21 protein-coding genes are annotated in these 19345 nt (G+C 67.4%); 9 read left to right on the top strand and 12 right to left on the bottom strand.

Features of this window, described 5'->3' with window-relative positions; translation table 11 throughout:
• Window positions 1-34: 34 nt before the first annotated feature.
• Genes thrC through mltG form a run of 9 tightly spaced genes read right to left on the bottom strand, consistent with a single transcriptional unit; the run spans window position 35 to window position 9737 of the window.
• Window positions 35-1465: a threonine synthase gene (thrC, locus tag ASC37_RS09010; protein ID WP_055424102.1), complete on the bottom strand. Its 1431-nt coding sequence runs from the start codon at window positions 1463-1465 to the stop codon at window positions 35-37.
• 30 nt (window positions 1466-1495) lie between these two features.
• Window positions 1496-3997 (bottom strand): ABC transporter permease, encoded by a 2502-nt coding sequence (locus ASC37_RS09005; protein ID WP_055424072.1) that lies wholly within the window; start codon window positions 3995-3997, stop codon window positions 1496-1498.
• The gene (locus tag ASC37_RS09000; protein ID WP_055424071.1) at window positions 3994-5172 is read right to left on the bottom strand and encodes a M20 aminoacylase family protein; all 1179 of its coding nucleotides are present in this window, start codon (window positions 5170-5172) and stop codon (window positions 3994-3996) included. Before ASC37_RS09000 ends, ASC37_RS09005 begins: the two co-directional genes overlap by 4 nt.
• Before the next feature lie 23 nt (window positions 5173-5195).
• Window positions 5196-5912: an ankyrin repeat domain-containing protein gene (locus ASC37_RS08995; protein WP_055424070.1), complete on the bottom strand. Its 717-nt coding sequence runs from the start codon at window positions 5910-5912 to the stop codon at window positions 5196-5198.
• The gene (locus ASC37_RS08990) at window positions 5909-6694 is read right to left on the bottom strand and encodes a TatD family hydrolase (RefSeq protein ID WP_055424069.1); all 786 of its coding nucleotides are present in this window, start codon (window positions 6692-6694) and stop codon (window positions 5909-5911) included. The genes ASC37_RS08995 and ASC37_RS08990 overlap by 4 nt, the downstream gene beginning before the upstream one ends.
• A 13-nt stretch (window positions 6695-6707) precedes the next feature.
• Window positions 6708-7076 carry a PilZ domain-containing protein gene (locus ASC37_RS08985; protein ID WP_055424068.1) on the bottom strand — a complete coding sequence of 123 codons (369 nt, stop codon included), beginning with the start codon at window positions 7074-7076 and terminating at the stop codon, window positions 6708-6710.
• Between the two features lie 2 nt (window positions 7077-7078).
• A complete protein-coding gene (locus ASC37_RS08980; protein ID WP_055424067.1) occupies window positions 7079-8089 on the bottom strand; it encodes a DNA polymerase III subunit delta' in 1011 nt (336 codons plus the stop codon).
• Window positions 8077-8712: a dTMP kinase gene (tmk, locus tag ASC37_RS08975; RefSeq protein WP_055424066.1), complete on the bottom strand. Its 636-nt coding sequence runs from the start codon at window positions 8710-8712 to the stop codon at window positions 8077-8079. The genes ASC37_RS08980 and tmk overlap by 13 nt, the downstream gene beginning before the upstream one ends.
• Window positions 8709-9737 (bottom strand): endolytic transglycosylase MltG, encoded by a 1029-nt coding sequence (gene mltG, locus ASC37_RS08970; RefSeq protein ID WP_055424065.1) that lies wholly within the window; start codon window positions 9735-9737, stop codon window positions 8709-8711. The genes tmk and mltG overlap by 4 nt, the downstream gene beginning before the upstream one ends.
• A gap of 96 nt (window positions 9738-9833) precedes the next feature.
• On the opposite strand from mltG, the gene ygfZ reads away from it, so the two are divergent.
• Both ygfZ and ASC37_RS08960 read left to right on the top strand, forming a co-directional pair.
• Window positions 9834-10829, top strand: a complete 996-nt coding sequence (gene ygfZ / locus ASC37_RS08965) for a CAF17-like 4Fe-4S cluster assembly/insertion protein YgfZ (protein ID WP_055424064.1) — start codon at window positions 9834-9836, stop codon at window positions 10827-10829.
• 3 nt (window positions 10830-10832) lie between these two features.
• On the top strand, window positions 10833-11594 hold the full coding sequence (locus ASC37_RS08960) for an NRDE family protein (protein ID WP_055424063.1): 762 nt from the start codon (window positions 10833-10835) through the stop codon (window positions 11592-11594).
• 108 nt (window positions 11595-11702) lie between these two features.
• On the opposite strand, the gene ASC37_RS08955 is transcribed toward ASC37_RS08960, so the two are convergent.
• Window positions 11703-12221 carry a L,D-transpeptidase gene (locus ASC37_RS08955; protein WP_055424062.1) on the bottom strand — a complete coding sequence of 173 codons (519 nt, stop codon included), beginning with the start codon at window positions 12219-12221 and terminating at the stop codon, window positions 11703-11705.
• Window positions 12212-12706 carry a tRNA adenosine(34) deaminase TadA gene (tadA, locus tag ASC37_RS08950; protein ID WP_218054552.1) on the bottom strand — a complete coding sequence of 165 codons (495 nt, stop codon included), beginning with the start codon at window positions 12704-12706 and terminating at the stop codon, window positions 12212-12214. Before tadA ends, ASC37_RS08955 begins: the two co-directional genes overlap by 10 nt.
• A gap of 86 nt (window positions 12707-12792) precedes the next feature.
• On the opposite strand from tadA, the gene ASC37_RS08945 reads away from it, so the two are divergent.
• The 4 genes from ASC37_RS08945 to ASC37_RS08930 all read left to right on the top strand — a co-directional run bounded on the left by ASC37_RS08945 (window position 12793) and on the right by ASC37_RS08930 (window position 18046).
• Window positions 12793-14229: a putative nucleotidyltransferase substrate binding domain-containing protein gene (locus tag ASC37_RS08945; protein WP_055424061.1), complete on the top strand. Its 1437-nt coding sequence runs from the start codon at window positions 12793-12795 to the stop codon at window positions 14227-14229.
• 209 nt (window positions 14230-14438) lie between these two features.
• The gene (locus ASC37_RS08940; RefSeq protein WP_055424060.1) at window positions 14439-17324 is read left to right on the top strand and encodes an adenosylcobalamin-dependent ribonucleoside-diphosphate reductase; all 2886 of its coding nucleotides are present in this window, start codon (window positions 14439-14441) and stop codon (window positions 17322-17324) included.
• 130 nt (window positions 17325-17454) lie between these two features.
• The gene (locus ASC37_RS08935; RefSeq protein WP_055424059.1) at window positions 17455-17736 is read left to right on the top strand and encodes a BrnT family toxin; all 282 of its coding nucleotides are present in this window, start codon (window positions 17455-17457) and stop codon (window positions 17734-17736) included.
• Window positions 17726-18046, top strand: a complete 321-nt coding sequence (locus ASC37_RS08930; protein ID WP_198289067.1) for a helix-turn-helix domain-containing protein — start codon at window positions 17726-17728, stop codon at window positions 18044-18046. The genes ASC37_RS08935 and ASC37_RS08930 overlap by 11 nt, the downstream gene beginning before the upstream one ends.
• Here ASC37_RS08930 and ASC37_RS11525 read toward each other — a convergent pair.
• On the bottom strand, window positions 17997-18254 hold the full coding sequence (locus ASC37_RS11525; RefSeq protein ID WP_141056606.1) for a hypothetical protein: 258 nt from the start codon (window positions 18252-18254) through the stop codon (window positions 17997-17999). The two genes, ASC37_RS08930 and ASC37_RS11525, sit on opposite strands and share 50 nt — an antisense overlap.
• Window positions 18255-18287: 33 nt before the next feature.
• Here ASC37_RS11525 and ASC37_RS08925 point away from each other — a divergent pair, with 33 nt between their 5' ends.
• From ASC37_RS08925 to ASC37_RS08915, 3 genes are all read left to right on the top strand, one after another.
• On the top strand, window positions 18288-18485 hold the full coding sequence (locus ASC37_RS08925; RefSeq protein ID WP_055424057.1) for a hypothetical protein: 198 nt from the start codon (window positions 18288-18290) through the stop codon (window positions 18483-18485).
• 4 nt (window positions 18486-18489) lie between these two features.
• The gene (locus tag ASC37_RS08920; protein ID WP_055424056.1) at window positions 18490-18792 is read left to right on the top strand and encodes a hypothetical protein; all 303 of its coding nucleotides are present in this window, start codon (window positions 18490-18492) and stop codon (window positions 18790-18792) included.
• Window positions 18793-19118: 326 nt separating this feature from the next.
• The coding region (locus ASC37_RS08915) for a helix-turn-helix domain-containing protein (protein WP_141654662.1) at window positions 19119-19345 on the top strand (227 nt) is incomplete at its 3' end.

Below are 19345 nucleotides of genomic sequence, written 5' to 3'. Positions count from 1 at the left end.
CGTCGCGCCGTCGCCGCTATTTTTTCACAGACGCTCAGGCATGCGCCGCGACGTAGTCCTTCACCTGCTGCACGTCGGCGGGCAGGCGTGTGACGCGCTGCGGCCGTTGCTCCAGATCGGCGAGTTCGGCCGGGCGCGGCGGTTCGAATCCCACCGCCTCGCGCAGCGTCTCGGCGAACTTCGCCGCTTGCGCCGTCTCGAGCACGACCACGGGCGTGTCCTCGATGCCAGCGCAGCGTGCCACCGTCACCGCGTCGGCCGTATGCGGATCGATGAGCACGCCGTGGCGCGTCCAGACGTCGCGGATGGTTGCGAGCCGGTCGGCATGCGTGCTGCGACCGGAGACGAAGCCGAATTCGGGCAAGCGCGCCCAATACGGCGTCCCCTTGAGGTCGAAATATCCCTGTGTCTCCAGCGCCTGCCACAGCCGGCGCAGCGCCTCGGCGTCGCGCCCCACCAGGTCGAAGACGAAGCGCTCGAAGTTCGAGGCCTTGGAGATGTCCATCGACGGGCTGGAGGTGGCGAAGGTTTCGCTCGATGCGCGCGGGCGGTAGACGCCGGTGCGGAAGAATTCGTCGAGCACGTCGTTCTCGTTGGTCGCCAGAATCAGACACCCGATGGGCAGCCCCATCTGGCGGGCGATGTGCCCGGCGAGGATATTGCCGAAGTTGCCGCTGGGCACGGCGAAAGCCACCGGCTCGCCCACGCGCTCGGCCGACTGGAAATAACCGGCGAAGTAATAGACCACCTGCGCAGCGATGCGCGCCCAGTTGATCGAATTGACCGCGCCGATGCGATGGCGGCGCTTGAACTCGGCATCCTGGCTCACCGCCTTGACGATGTCCTGGGCATCGTCGAAGGTCCCCTCGACGGCGAGGTTGTGGATGTTCGGTTCCTGCAGCGAATACATCTGTGCGCGCTGGAACGGGCTCATGCGCCCGGCCGGCGAGAGCATGAAGACCTGCACGCGCTCGCGCCCGCGCATGGCGTATTCGGCGGCCGAGCCGGTATCGCCCGAGGTAGCACCGAGGATGTTCAAGCGCTCATCGCGGCGCTCGAGCACGTACTCGAAGAGCTCGCCCAGCAGCTGTAGGGCCATGTCCTTGAAGGCGAGCGTGGGGCCGTTGGAGAGCTCGAGCAGCCCGAAACGGCCCTCTTCCAGCCAGGTGAGCGGCGTGATGCGCGCGGCGCGCGCCGGATGGCGGGCGAAGGGGTAGCGCGTGGCGGTATAGGTGCGCACCACGAGCCGGGCGAGATCGTCCTCGGCAATATCGTCGAGGTAGCGGCGCAGCAGCTCCCAGGCGAGTTCCCCGTAGGGCAGGCGCGACAGGCGCTCGAGCTCTTCGAGCGGAATATGGGGATAATGCGCCGGCACGTAGAGCCCGCCGTCGGCGGCGAGCCCCTCCAGCAAGATGTCGGAAAACTTCAGTACGGGCGCCTGCCCGCGCGTCGACAAGTACTCCACGGCCACCTCGAGATCGAACGATAGTCGCGATTATACGACGCTCGAGCGCAGCGCTTCGAGCGGCGGACGGCGCAGCAGCGGCGTCACCGTAAGCATGCCGGCAACGGCCACCAGCAGCACGGCGAACCCGGCGGCCGCGGCGAGCAGCCCCCAGCTGAGCACCACTTCCAGGCGGAAGACCGACGCCGCGAGCCACAGGCCGAGTCCCGCGCTCAGCACGACCGAAACCAGCGCCCCCACGGCGCCCAGCGTGGCGAACTCGAGCGCGAGCGTGGCGAGGATCTGCCGGCGGCGCGCCCCCAGCGCCCGCAGGACGGCCACGCGCTGGCGCCGCTCCTCCTGCCCCAGCATCCAGCCCACCGCCAGCACCAATGCCCCCGCCCCCAGGGTGAAGGCGAACACCGCCTGCAGCAACGCCGCCACCCGATCGCTCATGCGTTCGAACTGCTCGCGGATGCGACCGACGTCGATCACGGTCACGTTGGGAAAGCGCTCGACGAGCGTCCGCTCGAAGGATTCCCGTCCCGGCGGCAGGCGATAGCTCGTGATCCAGGTAGCGGCAAAAGATTCGAGCAGTGCCGGCTGCGTGACGACGAAGAAATTGACGTTCATCGATTCCCATCGCAGCCGACGGATGCTGGTCACCACCCCCTCGACTTCCTGCAGATCGATGACGAAGCGCAGACGGCTGCCCAGCCGTAGGCCGAAGGCTTGCGCCAGCCCCTCTTCGACCGAGATCGCATTCTCCGGCGCACCCGCCTCGCCGTGCCAGCGCCCCGCCACCACGCGGTTGTCCTCGGGCAGCGCCGTGCCATAGCTCAGGTTGAACTCGTGGCGCATCAGGCGCTGCGCGCGCGGATCTTCGAAAGAGGTATCGCTCACCGGCGCGCCGTCGATCGCCACCAGGCGGGCACCGCGCACCATGGGCCAGAAGCGCGGTTCGGCTAGCCCTGCCTCGGCAAAGGACATGCGCAGCGCCTCCATCTGGTCGGCCTGCACGTTGATGAGAAAGCGGTTGGGGGCATCCGGCGGGATTCTGAAGCGCCAGGCTTCCAGCAGATCGCCACGCACGATGGCCAGCAGCCACAGCGCCGCCAGCCCCAGGGCGAGCGCCCCGGCCTGCAGGGCGGAGAGGCCCTTCTGGTTGCCGAGTGCGCGCCAGGCAAGGCGCAGTGGCACCGCCGCGCCCGCGGCAAGCCGCCTGAGGGCGGCAAAACCGCTCGAGCCCGCCACCAGCAGCAGCGCGAAACCCGCCACCAGTCCCCCGAAAACGCCCAAGGCCAGTTGCGTCTCCCCCGCGAGCAGGACCGTGAGCGCAAAGAGCGCCAGCGCCCCGGCGCCGGCGGTGGCGAGCACCCCGCCACGCCAGCCGCCCCAATCGCGCCGCAACACGGCAAGCGGCGTCACCTGCGCGAGCGCCACGAGCTGTGGCACGGCGAAGCCGAAGGCGAGCAGCAGGGCGAGCAGCCCCGCCGGCCAGGCGGCCCACCACCGCAGCGAAGGAAGGCTCGCCGTCTCCACCACCTGCGCCGCAAGCACCGCAAACCCCTGCTGAGCGAAGAGCCCCAGCGCCGCCCCGAGCACCAAGGCGAGCGCAAGCGCCGCGACGAATTCCCCCAGTACGATCGCTGCCACCTGCCGCCGGCTCGCCCCCAGGCAGCGCAGCAAGGCGGCGACGTCGAGCCGGTCGCGCACGAAACGGCGCGTGGCGAGCCCCACGGCCACGGCTGCGAGCGCCACGGCCGCGAGCACGGCAAGGCGCAGAAAGCGCTGCGTCTGTTCGAGCAGCGTTTTCACCGCCGGCTGACCGTCTTGCAGCGAGACGAATTCCTCCCCCTTGCCCAGACGCTCTTGCGCCTCCTCGGCCACGCGACTCAGCGCCTTCGCAGGCCCGACCAGATGAACGCGCCACTGCGCCCGCACCCCCGGCCCGAGGAGGCCACTCGCCGGCAGATCCCCGAGACTGATCCAGGATTCAGGGACAAAATCGAGAAAGCTTCCCCCGTGCTCGGGATTGACGCGCACGATGGCGGACACGCGCAGGGTGAGGCGCCCCACCCGAACCTCGTCGCCGGGTTCGATACCGAGCAGGCCCGCCAGCGCCTCGTCGACCCAGACTTCCCCCGGCGCTGGTCCTCCTTGTACGGATTCTTCCGGCCCGTCGGCATTTCGCCGCAAGAGGAACCGTCCGCGTAGGGGATAGCGCGGCGGAATCGCCCGCAAAGCCGACAGCTGCCAGCGCTCGCCCGCGCGCAGGATCGAGGTCATGGCCACGCTCTGCACGCGCTCAAGCTCGGGATGACGATCCAGCCAGGAAAGCACTTCAGGACGCCAGGGGCGGTTGGCGGTGATCAAGGCATCCCCGCCGAGCCAGGAACCGGCCTCGCTCATCAGGGCCCGTCCCAGGCGGTCGTTGAGCCACAGGACGCTGCCCACGGCGGCGACGGCGAGTGCGAGCGCCGCGACGATGGCCGCGAGCGCCGGCGTGCGCAGATCGCGCCGCAGCAGGCGCAGCGTGATCCGCAGGTTCATGCCGCGAGCACGCGCGTGGCGAGCGTGGCCCAGTAGGCCGCCCCCAGCGGCAGGATCTCGTCGTTGAAGTCGTAGTGCGGACTATGCAGCAGGCAGCCCCCCTCACCGGGGCCGTTGCCGATCCAGACATAGGCGCCGGGGCGGTGCTGCAGGAAGAAGGCGAAATCCTCCGCCCCCATCGACGGCGGCTCGTTGCGGCGCACGTTCGGCGCTCCGACGAGCGCGGCGGCCGCCTCGGCGCAGCGCGCCGCCTCGGCGGCGGTGTTGATCGTGGGCGGATAACCCTCGTCCCACTCGATACGGAAGGAAAGACCAAAAGCCGCCGCCACCCCTCGTCCGATGCGTTCCAGCTCCTCGCGGATACGGGAAAAAAGCCCCGGCGCGAAGGCGCGCACGGTACCGGCGAGCTCTGCCTCCTCGGGGATCACGTTGAAGGCATGTCCGGCGTGGAACTGTGTCACCGACACGACCGCCGCCTGCAGCGGATCCACACGGCGGCTCACCACCGTCTGCAGCGCCTGCACGAGCGCCGCCCCGGCGGCGACGACATCATCGCCCAGATGCGGCATGGCCGCATGCGTGCCGCGACCGCGCAAGGCGATGCGGAACCGCTCGGTGCCCGCCATCACCGGACCGGAGTGGACCGCGAACTGGCCGACCGGCAGGCCCGGCCAGTTGTGCATGCCGTAGAGCTCGCGCACGGGAAAGCGCTCGAAAAACCCCTCCTCGACCATACGCTTCGCCCCTCCGCCCCCCTCCTCGGCAGGCTGAAAGACGAAGACGACGGTGCCGGCGAACGCCGGATCGGCGGCGAGGAGCTCGGCAGCGGCGAGCAACATGGCCGTATGCCCGTCGTGACCGCAGGCGTGCATCTTGCCCGGCTCGCGCGAGGCGTAGGCGAACGAGTTGGCCTCGGGGATGGGCAGGGCGTCCATGTCGGCGCGCAGCGCGATCATGGGGCCATCGCCCCCCCGCCCTCGGAGCACTGCGACCACGCTGGTGCCGGCCAGTCCCTCGATCGGCTCGAGCCCGAAGGCGCGCAGGCGATCGGCGACGAAGGCCGCGGTCCGCCGCTCTTCATAGGCGAGCTCGGGATGCGCGTGCAACTCGTGCCGCCAGCTCCGCCAAACCGATTCACGGGCCCGAGCCCGCGCCAACCACGATTCCGTATCCATCATCCTCTCCCCCACTCGAGGACTCACTCGATCACGAGCTGCACCTTGGTCGGCGGCAAGCCTTTGGCGCGCCGTGCCTTCTCGATGAGATCCGCGGCCTCGGTCTGCCGTTTTTCCAGCGCCCAGCTCACCGCCGTTCGCCCTTCCTCGTTGAGTTTCTCGGTGTCCGCTCCGGCGGCGAGCAGGCGTTTGACCACGTCCACGTGACCGTTGCGCGCCGCCAGCATCAAGGCCGTGCTGCCGTTGGGCGCAGCGGCATTCACGTCGGCCTTGGCGCGCAGCAGCACCTCGACGCACTCGAGGTTGCCCTGTAGCGCCGCATAATGCAGCGGCGTCCAACCGGCGTGATCGACGATGGCTCCGGCATCGATCAGACGCTGCAGCACCTTGGCATGCCCCTTGAGCGCCGCCATCATCGCCGGCGTCTCGCCGACGAGGTTACGCCGGTTGGGAGACGCCCCGGAGCGCAACAGCAGATCCACCATCGCCTCGTCGCCGTTGGCGGCGGCAAGATTCAAGAGCGGATTGCCCTTTTCGTCGGTGGTATTTGGATCTATCCCCTTGGCGAGCAGTTTCTTCATGGTGGCCGTGTCGCCGTTTTGCACGGCGAGCGCCGTATCCTCGACGAGATCGGCAGCGAAGAGCGGGGCGATTCCCCAGCCCAAGGTCACGGCCAAAACCACCGTGTGCAGCCAGCGCTTGCCAAAAAGAGATTTCGTGGATCGACGAGCGTTCCTCATTGCGATGAGCTCCTTGCCCCAGAAAAGAGGCGGAAAAAATTCTCGGTGGTACGCTCGGCGATGCGCTCGAAGGGCACGCCGCGCACTTGGGCGAGGCACTCGGCCACGAAACGCACATAGGCCGGCTCGTTCGTCTTGCCGCGGTGCGGTACTGGCGCGAGATAGGGCGCGTCGGTCTCCACGAGGATGCGATCCTCGGGCACGAAGGCCGCCACCTCGCGCAGCGCCGCGGCGTTCTTGAAGGTGAGGATGCCGGAAAAGGAAAGGTACATGCCCAGGTCGAGCGCCGCCCGTGCCACCTCGAGCGATTCGGTGAAGCAGTGCATCACCCCACCGATTGCCTCGATCCCTTCCTCGCGCAGGATCGCCAGCGTGTCTTCGGCCGCGGCGCGCGTGTGTACGATGACCGGCTTGCCACAGGCACGCGCCGCCCGCAGGTGGGTGCGAAAGCGCTCGCGCTGCCACTCGGGACGATCGGTGAGCCGATAATAATCGAGCCCTGTTTCCCCGATGCCGATCACCTTGGGCTCGGCCGCGAGTTCGACGAGGCGCTCCAGCGTCGGCTCCTCGCCGCCCTCGTGATCGGGATGCACGCCGACGCTCGCCCACAGCCGATCGTCGCTGCGCGCAACCGCCAAGACTTTGGGGAAATCCTCCAGCGTCACGCCAATGCACAGAGCGTAACCCACGCCGTTCGCGGCCATGTCGTCCAGCACTTCCGGCAGGCGCTCGGCAAGCCCGGGAAAATCCAAATGGCAATGCGAATCGACCAGAACGGTCATCGTTTCCTTTCCTTTACAAGGTATGAGTGGTGCGACCGGAACCGAGCAAGGTGCCGAGCTTACGCTCGATGCGCACCCGAAGCTGCTGGGAAGTTTCCGATTCGGCGAAATGCACGCCGATCCCCTGCACCCGATTCCCCGGCACCCCAGCCGGCGTGATCCACACCACGGTGCCGGAGACCGAGAAACGCTCCGGTTCGTCGGGCAGCTGCAGCAGGAGGAAGACTTCGTCCCCCAGATCGTAATGCTTGGTCGTGGGCACGAACACGCCGCCGCGCAGCAGAAAAGGCATGTAGGCAGCGTACAGGGCGCTGACGTTGGCCACGTTCAGCGACAGCACCGTCGGGCGCATTTCGGTTCGCGGCCCTTCATCGAACACCATCGTCATCCTCCCACCGTATCAACGTAATCCGACAGCACGTCTTCGAGAAAGAGCCGCAGGTTGAGCGGATGCCTCACCCACTCGGCCCGGGCCCTTGCCCTACGCTCCAGCGCGAGCCAGGCACGCAAGGAGGCCCGCCCGGCGAGCGCCTCGAGCTGCCCCTCGGCTCGGGAAAAATGGCGCGCGGCAGCCCCCGAGGCGACGCGAGCGAGGTCATGCAGCCAGCGCAGCCACCAGTCCATCCACGCCTCCAGCCCGAAGCCGCTCTCCTGCGTCTCCTTGGCCTTGAGCCAACTCTCCAGCCCGGCCGCCCACGCCAGGGGGGCCTTCGGCGCATCTCCACCTGCCTCGGCAAGAAACCGCTCGAGCCACCGCCCCCAGCCGGACCGGGCCCAGCGCAAGGCAGCCAAAGGCGCCCCCCCGGCGAGATCGAGCAGCGGCGCGGCCTGAGCCCCGCCCTCCTGAGTCTCGAGCCAGGCGAGGGCGAGGTCCCGCCGCGGCGGCGCGATCCACCAAACCTGGCAGCGGCTGCGCACCGTCGGCAACAGCGCCGACGGCGAATCGGTTACCAAAAGGAATGATACTCCCGCCGGAGGCTCCTCCAGCACCTTGAGGAGCGCGTTGGCCGTGAAGCGGTTCATCGCGTCGGCCGGCACGATCGTCACCACCCGCCGCCCCGTCTCGGCCAGACTCAAGCCTTCCTGCAAGGCGCGAATCTGTTCGATCGTGATCTGCCGCCCTTCGTTCCCGAGCGCAGTCTCCGGCGCCAGACGCCAGGCCATCGGATGGGCGCCCCTATGCAGCAAGCGGCAGGAACGGCACTGGCCGCACGCCGATTCACCCGCCTCGAGCGGACGCTCGCACAACCAACGGGCGGCGAGCGCTTGGGCGAGCGCCTCTTTGCCCACGCCGCGCGGCCCACCGAGCATGAGCGCCTGGGGTGCACGTTCTGCGGCCATCGCCGCCGCGAAGCGCCGGTACAAGGGTTCGAGCCAGGGCATCAACTCGGCCATCGCCGCTGCACCTCCGCAATCACCTGCTGCGACAGCGCTTCGGGCGGACGGGTCGCATCGAGCACGACGAAGCGCCCCGGCTCGCGCGCCGCCCGTTCGAGATAGGCCGCCCGCACCCGGGCGAAGAAAGCTTGGTCGAGCCGCTCGAAGCGGTCCCGCACCCGGGTGCCGGCCTGCGCGAGCCGCCGCCCCGCCACGGCCGGATCGAGATCGAAGAGGAAGGTGAGATCGGGACGAAACCCTCCCAGCACCCAGCGCTCGATCAGGGCGAAGCGCGCCGCGTCCACGCCGCGCCCGCCCACCTGATAGGCATAGGACGCATCGCTGAAGCGGTCGCACACCACCCAGCGGCCGGCCGTGATCGCCGGCAGGATGCGCGCCTGGACGTGCTCGCAGCGCGCGGCGAACATCACCAGGAGCTCCGTCTCCGGTTGCATCGCTTCCGCGAGCACCACCTCGCGCAGGCGCTCCCCAGCGGGCGTGCCGCCCGGCTCGCGCGTGCGCTCGAACGGCGTGCCGCGCGACTGCAAGAAATGACATAAAGCTTCGAGTTGAGTCGTCTTCCCCGCCCCGTCGATCCCTTCGAAGGTGATGAAGGGCGCGCGTGCCTCGGATCCGGTCATGGGCTTTTTCGTCCTTTCTGCCAGCGCGCCACCGCGCGATTGTGCTCCTCGAGCGTGCGCGAGAATTCGCTCGATCCGTCGCCGCGCGCCACGAAATAAAGGTACTCCGTCTTTTCCGGTCGCACCGCCGCCCAGAGCGAGCCCCGGCCCGGCAGGCAGATCGGCGTAGGCGGAAGACCGCCGCGCGTATAGGTATTCCAGGGATGGTCCTCGCCGAGATGGCGCCGCGTCAGGTTACCGTCGAAGCCCTCTCCCAGGCCATAGATGACGGTCGGATCGGTCTGCAAGGGCATGCCGCGGCGCAGGCGGTTGACGAAGACCGAGGCCACCTTGCCGCGATCTTCCGCCCGCCCCGTCTCCTTCTCCACGAGGGAAGCGAGGATCAGCGCTTCGTAGGGGGAAGAAAGCGGCAGATCCGGATCGCGCGCCTGCCATGCCGTCTCGAGTTCCTCTTTCATCTTGCGATAGGCCAAGCGATAGAGCTCGCGATCCGGCGTCTTGCGGTCGAACACGTAGGTGTCGGGGAAGAAAAGCCCCTCGGCCCGCGCTTCGCTTGCGCCGATCGCCGCGAGCAACGCTCGCTCGTCAGCCCCGGTAAGTGTTTTCTCCACCCAGGGATGGCGCTCCAGCGCGGTGCGCATCTGGGCAAACGTCCACCCCTCGACGAAGGTGACGCTCTCGCGGATGCGCTCGCCACGGCGAAGCAGATCGAGCAGCTGCGGCGCCGTCAGGCCGCGTTCGAGACGATAATAGCCCGCGACGATGGCACTGCCGGGCTGCAAGCGCGCGAGCAGATACAAGGCATGGGGTTCGACTCCCACCCCCTGGCGGGCCAGGGCGCGCCCTGCCTCGAGCACCGAAGCTCCTCGCGGCACTTCCACCTCCATCGTCGCCGCCGCCATCGGCAAGGGCCGCAGCCACAGCCACCAAACCGAAGCCGCACTCAGGCCGAGGATCGCGGCAAGCGCCAGGGCGATCGCCGCCCCCCATCGCCGCCAAGCGCCCTTGCGTTCTTTCCTACCCACGAAGCGCCTCGCAAAGCCCTGCCGTCCGCCGGGTGGACGGCCAAAAGCGCGATTCTATAATGATTGCGTCGACAATTCCGTCCTCCGGTCGTTCCTATGCCCCTGACTCCCGAGCTCGCCGAAACCCTCGCCCAGCACCGCTGCCGCCCCGCCGGCGACGAAGTGCTCGCTCCGCCTTCGCCAGAGAACGCCCCCCGCGTCGTGCCGCTGCCTTCGCTGGCCGTTCTGAAGGCAGAAGGGCCAGACGCCGCCACCCTGCTGCACAATCTCCTGACGAACGACATACGCGCCCTGCCCGTCGGCGAAGCCCGCTGGGCAGCGCTCCTCACGCCCAAAGGGCGCGTATCCGCGCTCATGCTGCTGTGGCGGGAAGCGCAAGACCGTTTCCTGCTCGCCCTGGAAGCGGCGCTCGCCGAGCCGCTGCGCGTCGCGCTCCTGCGCTACCGGCTGCGCAGCAAGGTCGAATTCCTCCTCGAAGAAGGGCTTTTCGCCTTCGCTCGCCTGCAGCCAGACCGGATCGAACCGCCGCTCGTACCCCCCACGCTCGAACGCTTGGACGCCGGCCATGCGCTGCACCTCGCCCCCGGGCTCGGCCTCGAGTTCCTGCCTGCCGAGACCGCTCCCGCACGGTTCGAAGCGCTGCTCGCCGCGGGCCACGTCCCCGGCGGAACCGCCGACTGGCGGCTCGCCCTGGTGCGCCATGGGTTACCTTGGCTCTTGCCGGAGAACCGCGAAGCCTTCCTCCTCCAATGGCTCAACCTCGACCTGCTCGGCGCCGTGAGTTTCACCAAAGGCTGTTACCCCGGCCAGGAGATCGTCGCCAGAACGCACTACCTCGGCCGCCTCAAGCGGCGGATGTACCGGCTGGGCGCACGCGAAGGGGAACCGCCGGCGACCGGCGCCGACTGTTTCTCCCCCGCCTTCGGCGAGCAGGCGGCCGGCCACATCGTGCTCGCGGCGCCGTGCCCCGAAGGCGGGTTCGAAGCGCTCGCCGTCCTGCAGCGCGAAGCGGCCGAGACGGGCGAGGTGCGCTTCGGCTCCCCCGACGGGCCTCGCGCCGCACCCCTGCCCTTGCCCTACCCTCTGGATTAGCCCATGTGCCTCATCGCCTTCGCCTGGCAGGCACACCCGGACTATCCGCTCATCCTCGCCGCCAACCGCGACGAGTATTTCGCCCGCCCGGCCGAACCCATGCACTGGTGGCCCGACGCGCCGCTGCTCGCCGGGCGCGATCGCACCGGCGGCGGCACGTGGCTCGCCCTCACGCGCAGCGGACGGCTCGCCGCGCTGACCAACTACCGCGACCCGACCCGGCATCGCCCCGGCGCCCCCAGCCGCGGCGCCCTCGTCGTCGCCGCGGCGCTCGCCGACTCCGCCCCGCTCGCCGTGCTCGAGCGCCTGGCCGAGCGCAAGGACGAGTACCCGCCTTTCAATCTCCTCGTGATCGACCGTGACGAGGCGGCGATCCTCGAATCGCGCACCGGCCGCGTCGCGCCCATCCCCCCGGGCCTGCACGTTCTGTCGAACGCGCTCCTCAACACCCCCTGGCCCAAGGCCGAGCGCGCGCGGGAACTGCTCGACGCCGCCATCTTTCCCCAGCCCTCGCACGAGCGGCTACTGGCGCTGCTCACCGACCGGGCGCACGCCCCGGACGAGCTGCTGCCCGACACCGGCATCGCCCCCGACTGGGAACGGGCCCTGTCGGCGATCTTCGTACAGACCCCGGGCTATGGCACGCGCTGCAGCACCCTGGTGCTGCGCCGCGCCGATGGCGTCACGGAAGTCGAAGAGATCACCTGGAACGAAGCGGGCGAAGCGGCGGGCAGCGTGCGGTTCAGCGTGACGCCAAGCGATTGACGGGCCGCCCGAATCACCTGCTGCGCGACGGCGGGGTGACGTTACGCGGCGCTGCCTCTTCCGTGCGCCTCGCTACAGCGCCGCTCGCGACATTGCCTTCACAGCCGCTCATTCGGAGGCCGATGCGAGCGACTCTGCCGCCTCCTGCGCCCGCGCCACGATCCGCACTTTCGTCCCCACCGGCACCCGGTCGAAGAGTTCGGCCACATCGGCATTGCGCATGCGGATGCAGCCGTGGGAACCGGGCACGCCCATCGGCACCGTGTCCGGCGCGCCGTGGATGTAAATATAGCGGCGCATGGTGTCGACCTCGCCCAGGCGGTTGAAGCCTGGTTCCTCGCCGCACAGCCACAGGATGCGGGTGAGGATCCAATCCCGCCCCGGGTGCGCCGCCGCCAGTTCCGGCGTCCAGATTTCGCCCGTGGGGCGACGTCCGACGAACACCGCCCCCAGCGGCGCCCCGGCGCCGATCTTGGCACGGATGCGGTGCCACCCCAACGGCGTCTGCAGGCTGCCCCGCCGCTGTCCCGCCCCGCGGGCCGCCGTCGACACCGGATAGCTCGCCACCACCCTTCCTTCCTCGCAGCACCACAGCCGCTGCGCATCGAGCGCCACGATCAGCAACATCCCTGCTCCTTTTTCCGCGCAAGGCGCCGCTCGGCGAAAAATGCCCGCAGCAGCGCGCCGCAGGCCTCGGCCGCCACCCCGCCGCGCACCGAGGTGTGATGATTGAGCCGCCGCTCCCGGAACGGATCGAGCACACTGCCTGCCGCCCCCGTCTTCGGATCGGGCGCGCCGAAGACCACACCCGCCAGCCGCGCGTGCAGCATCGCCCCGACGCACATCAGGCAAGGCTCCAGCGTCACGTAGAGCACGCAGCCCGGCAGCCGGTAGTTGTCGAGCCGCAGGGCTGCCTCGCGCAGGGCCACGATCTCGGCGTGCGCCGTCGGATCCCGGCTCGCGATCGGACGGTTGAAGCCCCGCCCGATCACCTCGCCCTCGTGCACCACCACCGCCCCCACCGGCACCTCGCCAAGCGCCCAGGCTTTCTCCGCCTCCGCAAGCGCCAGCGCCATGAAGCGCTCGTCGTCCGACTCTCCTTGCTGCAACACGCCGCGTCTCTCGTACCACACTGAAGCGGCAAGTCTACCCCAGCGCCGCCTCTTCCCGGCTAGAATGACGCCGCGAGGAGGATCTCATGGCCACGGAAGAAAGCGCACTGTTCCAGCCGGTAGGGCGATGGTGCTCGGGCACGGTCCACGCCTGCCCGCCCGAGACCTCCGTCGACGCCGCCGCACGCCGCATGCGGGAATTGAGCATCTCCAGCCTCATCGTGGCCGAGGCGCCCGAACACCCCCTCGGCATCCTCACCGACCGAGACCTGCGCAACCGCGTCGTCGCGGAAAACCGCCTGCCTTCGACCCTCACCGTGGCCCAGATCATGAGCACGCCCCTGGTGACGGTGGGCGCAGCCGAACCCCTGCACCGCGCCCTCTACCTCATGGCGCGCCACCGCATCCACCGGCTCGGTGTCGTCGACGCCGAGGGGCGCCTCGTCGGCATTCTCAGCCAAACCGATCTGCTCCGGTTGCAGCGCCACTCGCCGCACCAGCTCGCGCTCGACATCGAACACGCCGAGGATTTCGCCACCCTCGCCGCCCTGCAGCGCGACCTGCAGCGGCTCGTCGGTGTCCTCGCCCGTGCCGGGACCCCCATTCGCGAGCTCGTCGAAGTGATCGCCTTCCTCGACGACGCGCTCGCCCGCCGCGTCTTCGAACTCACCCTGCCCGATCCGGCCCTCCAAGACAAGCTCGCCTTCCTCGCCCTGGGCAGCCAGGGGCGCGGTGAGCAGACGCTGGCCACCGATCAGGACAACGCCTTCGTCTACGCCGACGACTGCACCCTGGAAGAACTCGCCGCGCTCGATGCATTTGGCGAGACGCTCACCCAACGCCTCATCGACATCGGCATCCCCCCCTGCCCAGGCGGCATCATGACGCGCAACCCCGACTGGCGCCGCTCGGTACATGAATGGCGCATCCTCCTCTGGGAATGGCTGCAAAAGCCTACTTCCGCCCACCTCATGAACGCCAGCATGCTGGCCGACCTCAAACCCCTCGCGGGCAACGCCGCGCTCGCCGAGCCGCTGCGCGAAGCCTATTACGAACACGCGCAGAGCGACCCTCTGGTACTCGCCCGCATGGCGCAGAACACCCTGCGCTTTGCCGTCCCTCTGGGCTGGTTCGGCCGCATCCAGCCCAACACCGGCGAAGAGGACCTGCTCGATCTCAAGAAAGCCGGCATCTTCGCCATCACCGACGGCGTGCGCATCCTCTCCATCCAACACCGGGCACTAGAGGGGAATACGTTCAAGCGCATCGAACGGCTCGCCGCGCTCGGCGTGCTGCCGCAAGCCGAAGCGGCCGAGCTCGCCGCCGCCTTCGCCTTCCTCACCCGGCTGCGGCTCGACGCCCAGCTCGAACGCCTCGCCGCCGGAGAGCCCGCGCGCAATGCCCTCCCCTTACGCCGCCTCGGCCGCCTGCAGCGCGCCGAACTGCGCAGCGCGCTCGAGACGGTGCGGCGTTTCCAGAAATTTCTCAAACTGCATTTTCGCCTCGATCTGCTGCGCAGTTGATTTTTCGACGCTTCGTCGTGCCGCACCCCCTGTCGCGGCGCCGGTTTTCGCCAAAATCCGATACTTTTGTCATACTAAATGTCGTATGTACAACGCCTTGAAACAACTACATTTTTTATAAGTTATTGATTTTAAAATACTTTAATTTTTTGCGTTTACCCGATTTCTGGGCTATAGTTCGCTTCAGCGCAACGCCCAGGAGCATCGAGATGAGCCAGAAAAACACCACCCAGACTCCCGCCAAACCCACCGTCGACAACCTCCCGCCGCAGGAGATCTCCACCGAGGTCCTATTGGAAAAATATGCCAAAGGCGACGAACGCACCGTCGCCGACGTGCGCCGGCGCGTCGCCCGGGCGCTCGCCGCGGTCGAGAAGGAAGAAGAACGCCCCGCCTGGGAGAAGAAATTCCTCTGGGCGCAGGAGCACGGCTTCATCCCCGCCGGGCGCATCAACAGCGCCGCCGGCACCCAGCTGCAGGCCACGCTGATCAACTGTTTCGTCCAACCAGTGGGCGACTCCGTCACCGAATCGGTCGACGGCTACCCCGGCATCTACACGGCGCTCGCCCAATCGGCCGAAACCATGCGCCGCGGCGGCGGCGTCGGCTACGACTTCTCCCGCATCCGCCCGCACGGCGCGCTCGTGCGCGGCACCCAGTCGAACGCCTCCGGGCCCGTCTCCTACATGCGCGTCTTCGATCGCTCCTGTGAAACGGTGGAATCGGCCGGCGCGCGGCGCGGCGCACAAATGGGCGTGCTGCGCTGCGACCACCCCGACATCGAAACCTTCATCCACGCCAAGGACCAGGGCGATCTGTCGAACTTCAACATCTCCGTGGCGGTCACCGACGCCTTCATGCGTGCGGTCGAAGCCGACGAGATGGTCGAACTCGTGCACAAAGCCGAGCCCGGCCCCGAGATCAAGGCGGCCGGCGCCTACCAGCGCGAAGACAAACTCTGGGTCTATCGCAAGGTGCGCGCGCGCGAGCTCTGGGACCAGATCATGCGCTCGACCTACGACCACGCCGAACCAGGCGTGCTCTTCATCGACCGCATCAACCAGGACAACAACCTCTATTACTGCGAAACGATCGAAGCCACCAACCCTTGTGCTGAGCAACCCCTTCCCCCCTACGGTTGCTGCGATCTCGGTTCGATCAACCTGACGCGCTTCGTGCGTGACCCCTTCACCGACGAAGCACGCTTCGATTTCGAGGCCTTCGGCAAAGTGATCGACGTGGCCGTGCGCATGCTCGACAACGTGCTCGACGTCACCCACTGGCCCCTGCCCGAGCAGCAGCGCGAGGCCATGAGCAAGCGGCGCATCGGCCTTGGCTTCACCGGCCTGGGCGACGCGCTCATCATGCTCGGCAAGCGCTACGACGCCGAAGAAGCGCGCCTCACCGCCTCCGAGATCTCGCGCTACATGCGCGACCGGGCCTACGCCGCCTCGGTGGAACTCGCCAAGGAACGCGGCCCCTTCCCCCTCTTCAACCCCGACCTCTACCTCACCGGCGGCAACTTCGCCTCGCGCCTGCCCGCCGAACTCAAGGCGCTCATTCGCAAGCACGGCCTGCGCAACTCGCACCTGCTATCCATCGCGCCTACCGGCACCATCTCGCTCGCCTTCGCCGACAACGCGAGCAACGGCATCGAGCCGCCCTTCTCCTACACCTACACCCGGCGCAAGCGCATGGCCGACGGCACTTTCAAGGAATACAGCGTCGAAGACCACGCCTGGCGCCTCTACAAGCACCTGGGCGGCGACGTGGAACACCTGCCGCCGGCCTTCGTCACCGCGCTCGAGATCTCGGCCAAGGCCCACGCCGCCATGGTCGCGGCGGTCGCCCCCTACATCGACACCTCCATCTCCAAGACCGTCAACGTCGCCGAAGACTACCCCTACGAAGACTTCCAAGACCTCTACACCTTCGCCTGGAAATCCGGCCTCAAGGGGCTGGCCACCTACCGGCCCAACAATGTCGTCGGCGCCATCCTCACGGTCGAGCCTCCCAAGGAAAAAACGGCCGAGACGAGCGAACTCGAATTCACCGACGCTAACCGGCGCCTGTCCATCCAGAAACTACCCGCGCCGGTCCTCTCCAGCCTGCGCTGGCCCGGGCGGCCGAAACTGCCCGACGGCAACCCCGCCTGGACCTACATGCTCGAAACGCCGGAAGGCGAATTCGCCCTCTTCGTCGGCCACATCGACCAGAACGGGCACGGCGCCTTCCCCTTCGAAGTCTGGGTCAATGGCGCCGACCAGCCCCGCGGCCTCGGCGCGGTTGCCAAGACGCTCTCCATGGACATGCGCGCCAACGACCGCGGCTGGCTGCAGCTCAAACTCGAAGAGCTCGCCAAAGTCGTGGGCGAGAAATCCTTCGACATGCCCTTCCCGCCGCATGGCGAACCCAAGCGCTTCCCCAGCGTCGTCTCCGCCTTCGGTCAGGTGGTACGCTACCGCTGCGAACGGCTCGGCGCCTTCGAGCACCTCGGCGACACCCCCGTGCTCGACAGCCTCTTCAGCCGCCACGAGCCCAAGACCGGCACGGAAGGCACGCTCTCCTGGACGGTGGACATCCAGAACCCGACCACGGGCGACGACTTCATCCTGGGCCTGAAAGAGATCACCCTGCCCTCGCCCGACGGCGCCGGCCCCATGACCCGACCCTACGCCATGTGGCTTGCCGGTCACTATCCGCGCTCGCTCGACGGCCTCACCCGGATCCTGTCGCTCGACATGCGCGTCATCGACCCGGCCTGGATCGGCATGAAACTGCGCAAGCTCCTCAACTACCCCGAGCCCCTGGGCGACTTCATGGCCTTCGTGCCCGGCGACCGGCGCCAGCAGAACTTCCCCAGCACCGTGGCCTACCTCGCCCGCCTCATCATCCACCGCTACGCCATGCTCGGCATCCTGGATGAACGGGGATTCCCCATCCGCGAAATGGGCCTGCTGGAAGCACCGCGTGACGAGCGCGATCCCAAGCTCATGCAAGGCGCGCGCTGCAGCGAATGCGGCAACTACGCCGTGATCCGCAAAGACGGCTGCGACTTCTGCACCGCCTGCGGCGCGGTCGGCACCTGCGGCTGACCTCTGCCCCGTCGCGGAAAACGAAACGCCCGGCCAGGAGCCGGGCGTTTTTCGCTTTTCATCTGCAACGCCACACCAATCCGAAGCGGGTTCCCTTGTGGCTTGTAGTCCGTTGAACTACAATTCAGCCATGGACTTCGAATGGGATGAGGCAAAAAGCGAAACGTGCTTCGTCGAGCGCGGGTTTGATTTCGCCTATGCGGCCAGAGCCTTCTTCGATCCGAATCGCCTGATCCAGGCTGACACCCGATACAGCTATGGAGAAGAGCGTTACCAATTGATGGGCAAGATCGAAGGTCGGCTCTTCGTCGTGGTCTATACGCCAAGGAATGGCGCGATTCGCATCATCTCGGCCCGAAAGGCCAACCAACGGGAGGTCAAGCACTATGAAAATCGTACGCATGAAGATTGACCCCGCAATTCCAGAATCGCTGGATGCAGGGCGAATCGATCCTGAGCGGGTGGATAGCACGACGGAGACCGACATTGCCCGACAGGCCGCTGCCGATGAAGCCGAAGCAGTGCAAGACGTCGCCCGTTTCGTGCGCCGCATCCGCCTGCGTTTGGGGCTAAGCCAAGCGGAATTTGCCGAGCGGATCAATGTTCCGCTGGACACCATCCGCAACTGGGAACAAGGAAAGCGCTGCCCGACGGGTGCCGCCAAAGCATTGCTCAAAGTGCTGGATAAGGCACCGGAAGCCGCACTCGCTGCCCTGCACTGATGGGGCCACGCATCACAAGGAAATCTCGATCATCCCCGTTTTCCGGTAAACTCGGAACCTGACACTTTTCCAGCTGCGCTTTCACATCGCGCTCTGCCCGTTCGCTGAGCACCACGGCCGCGCGCCATTCGGCGCGGGTGAGCGCGACATAGAGCCGCCGGCGCACGGATTCATCGAACTGCGCCCAGTCGGTTTCGGTGAGCAGCACCGCCCGGCAGCGCCGTGCTGCATTGAGAAGGCGATGGATAAGGACATCAACCCTGAAGACGCGCAATTTCTGGCCGAGGTAGCGGCCGAGTCCATCGGCTGGCTGCCGCTGGCGGATGGCGCCTATCTGCACCTGCACCTGTGCAAGCAGGACGAGGAAGAAGTCATCATCACCGTGATCGGTGTGCCGGATACAGGGATGGTGGGGATGAGTGTTCTGTGGGTGGGGTGATGAGATGAGCGAAACCCTTCTGATTGCAGCAGCTGGTTACGTGGTCACCCTGCTGGTAGCCGTTGGCGGCTGGGTGTTCGGGTATCGGATGCAGAGTGAAGCCCGCCGCCTGTCCCGACTCGAAAAGAAAGTCAACCAGCTCGAATCGGAGGCGCGCGCTCGGATCGCACTTGAGAAAGCGGCCTGCGAGTGGTTGGCCGAATTGACCAAACGTAGCCCCGAGGCCGTGAAGCGAGATCTGCGGAGTCGCGGACAGGAGAGATCCGGACTGCGTCCGAAGATGTCAGACAGCGATCTGCCCTCTTGACATCAATACGGTCTCTGCCCTCGCGAGATGAACCGGTCGTAGCTATCCTCCACCGGCTCATCCTCCCACCCACTGCCAGCGAAGCCCCTCGGCGGCGCCGGAGCCTGACCTTGGCAACCGAGGAAGGCTGTATTACAAATGCTGAGCAACTTCAGGTTGTGTAATCAATTGCTGCTGCCGGAACGCGGGGTCTAGCACGAACTGAAAAACCGCTGCAAGAGTAATTGTCAGGTCCCGGACGATTGCATTGATCCGCGACGTCGTGCATTATTCATAGGTCGCGAGACGATGCGTGAGCTGATCGAGGAACTACGGAGGCAAAAGTCATGATGGTTCGACTGCACAAGAACGCCACCACGACCCCTGCGACCCGGCGCTACATCCAAAGCTCGAACCTGCCGGTGAGGCGTCTTGCCCGGGAACTCGGGGTGTCGGAGGACACCATCCGACGCTGGAAGAAACGCACCGACGTCGAAGATCGTCCGCACGCGGCGCACCGTCTGCAGACGAACCTGACCCCGTTTCAGGAGGCGGTCGTGGTGGAGCTGCGCAG

Origin of the sequence: Tepidiphilus thermophilus (assembly GCF_001418245.1) — a bacterium.
Lineage (GTDB): Bacteria > Pseudomonadota > Gammaproteobacteria > Burkholderiales > Rhodocyclaceae > Tepidiphilus > Tepidiphilus succinatimandens.
The sequence above is the reverse complement of the archived record's forward strand: the minus strand, read 5'-3'. Positions and strand labels throughout refer to the sequence as shown.

Excerpts from the sequence above, each read along its gene's own strand:
- ASC37_RS08990 (WP_055424069.1), bottom strand. The coding sequence starts at position 6,694 with ATGACCGTTCTGGTCGATTCGCATTGCCATTTGGATTTTCCCGGGCTT.
- ASC37_RS08925 (WP_055424057.1), top strand. The coding sequence starts at position 18,288 with ATGGATAAGGACATCAACCCTGAAGACGCGCAATTTCTGGCCGAGGTA.
- ASC37_RS09000 (WP_055424071.1), bottom strand. The coding sequence starts at position 5,172 with ATGGATACGGAATCGTGGTTGGCGCGGGCTCGGGCCCGTGAATCGGTT.
- tmk (WP_055424066.1), bottom strand. The coding sequence starts at position 8,712 with ATGACCGGATCCGAGGCACGCGCGCCCTTCATCACCTTCGAAGGGATC.
- ASC37_RS08985 (WP_055424068.1), bottom strand. The coding sequence starts at position 7,076 with ATGGTGTTCGATGAAGGGCCGCGAACCGAAATGCGCCCGACGGTGCTG.
- ASC37_RS08955 (WP_055424062.1), bottom strand. The coding sequence starts at position 12,221 with ATGTTGCTGATCGTGGCGCTCGATGCGCAGCGGCTGTGGTGCTGCGAG.
- ASC37_RS08940 (WP_055424060.1), top strand. The coding sequence starts at position 14,439 with ATGAGCCAGAAAAACACCACCCAGACTCCCGCCAAACCCACCGTCGAC.
- ygfZ (WP_055424064.1), top strand. The coding sequence starts at position 9,834 with ATGCCCCTGACTCCCGAGCTCGCCGAAACCCTCGCCCAGCACCGCTGC.
- ASC37_RS09005 (WP_055424072.1), bottom strand. The coding sequence starts at position 3,997 with ATGAACCTGCGGATCACGCTGCGCCTGCTGCGGCGCGATCTGCGCACG.
- ASC37_RS08945 (WP_055424061.1), top strand. The coding sequence starts at position 12,793 with ATGGCCACGGAAGAAAGCGCACTGTTCCAGCCGGTAGGGCGATGGTGC.
- ASC37_RS08935 (WP_055424059.1), top strand. The coding sequence starts at position 17,455 with ATGGACTTCGAATGGGATGAGGCAAAAAGCGAAACGTGCTTCGTCGAG.
- ASC37_RS08960 (WP_055424063.1), top strand. The coding sequence starts at position 10,833 with ATGTGCCTCATCGCCTTCGCCTGGCAGGCACACCCGGACTATCCGCTC.
- ASC37_RS08995 (WP_055424070.1), bottom strand. The coding sequence starts at position 5,912 with ATGAGGAACGCTCGTCGATCCACGAAATCTCTTTTTGGCAAGCGCTGG.
- ASC37_RS08930 (WP_198289067.1), top strand. The coding sequence starts at position 17,726 with ATGAAGATTGACCCCGCAATTCCAGAATCGCTGGATGCAGGGCGAATC.
- ASC37_RS08980 (WP_055424067.1), bottom strand. The coding sequence starts at position 8,089 with ATGGCCGAGTTGATGCCCTGGCTCGAACCCTTGTACCGGCGCTTCGCG.
- ASC37_RS08920 (WP_055424056.1), top strand. The coding sequence starts at position 18,490 with ATGAGCGAAACCCTTCTGATTGCAGCAGCTGGTTACGTGGTCACCCTG.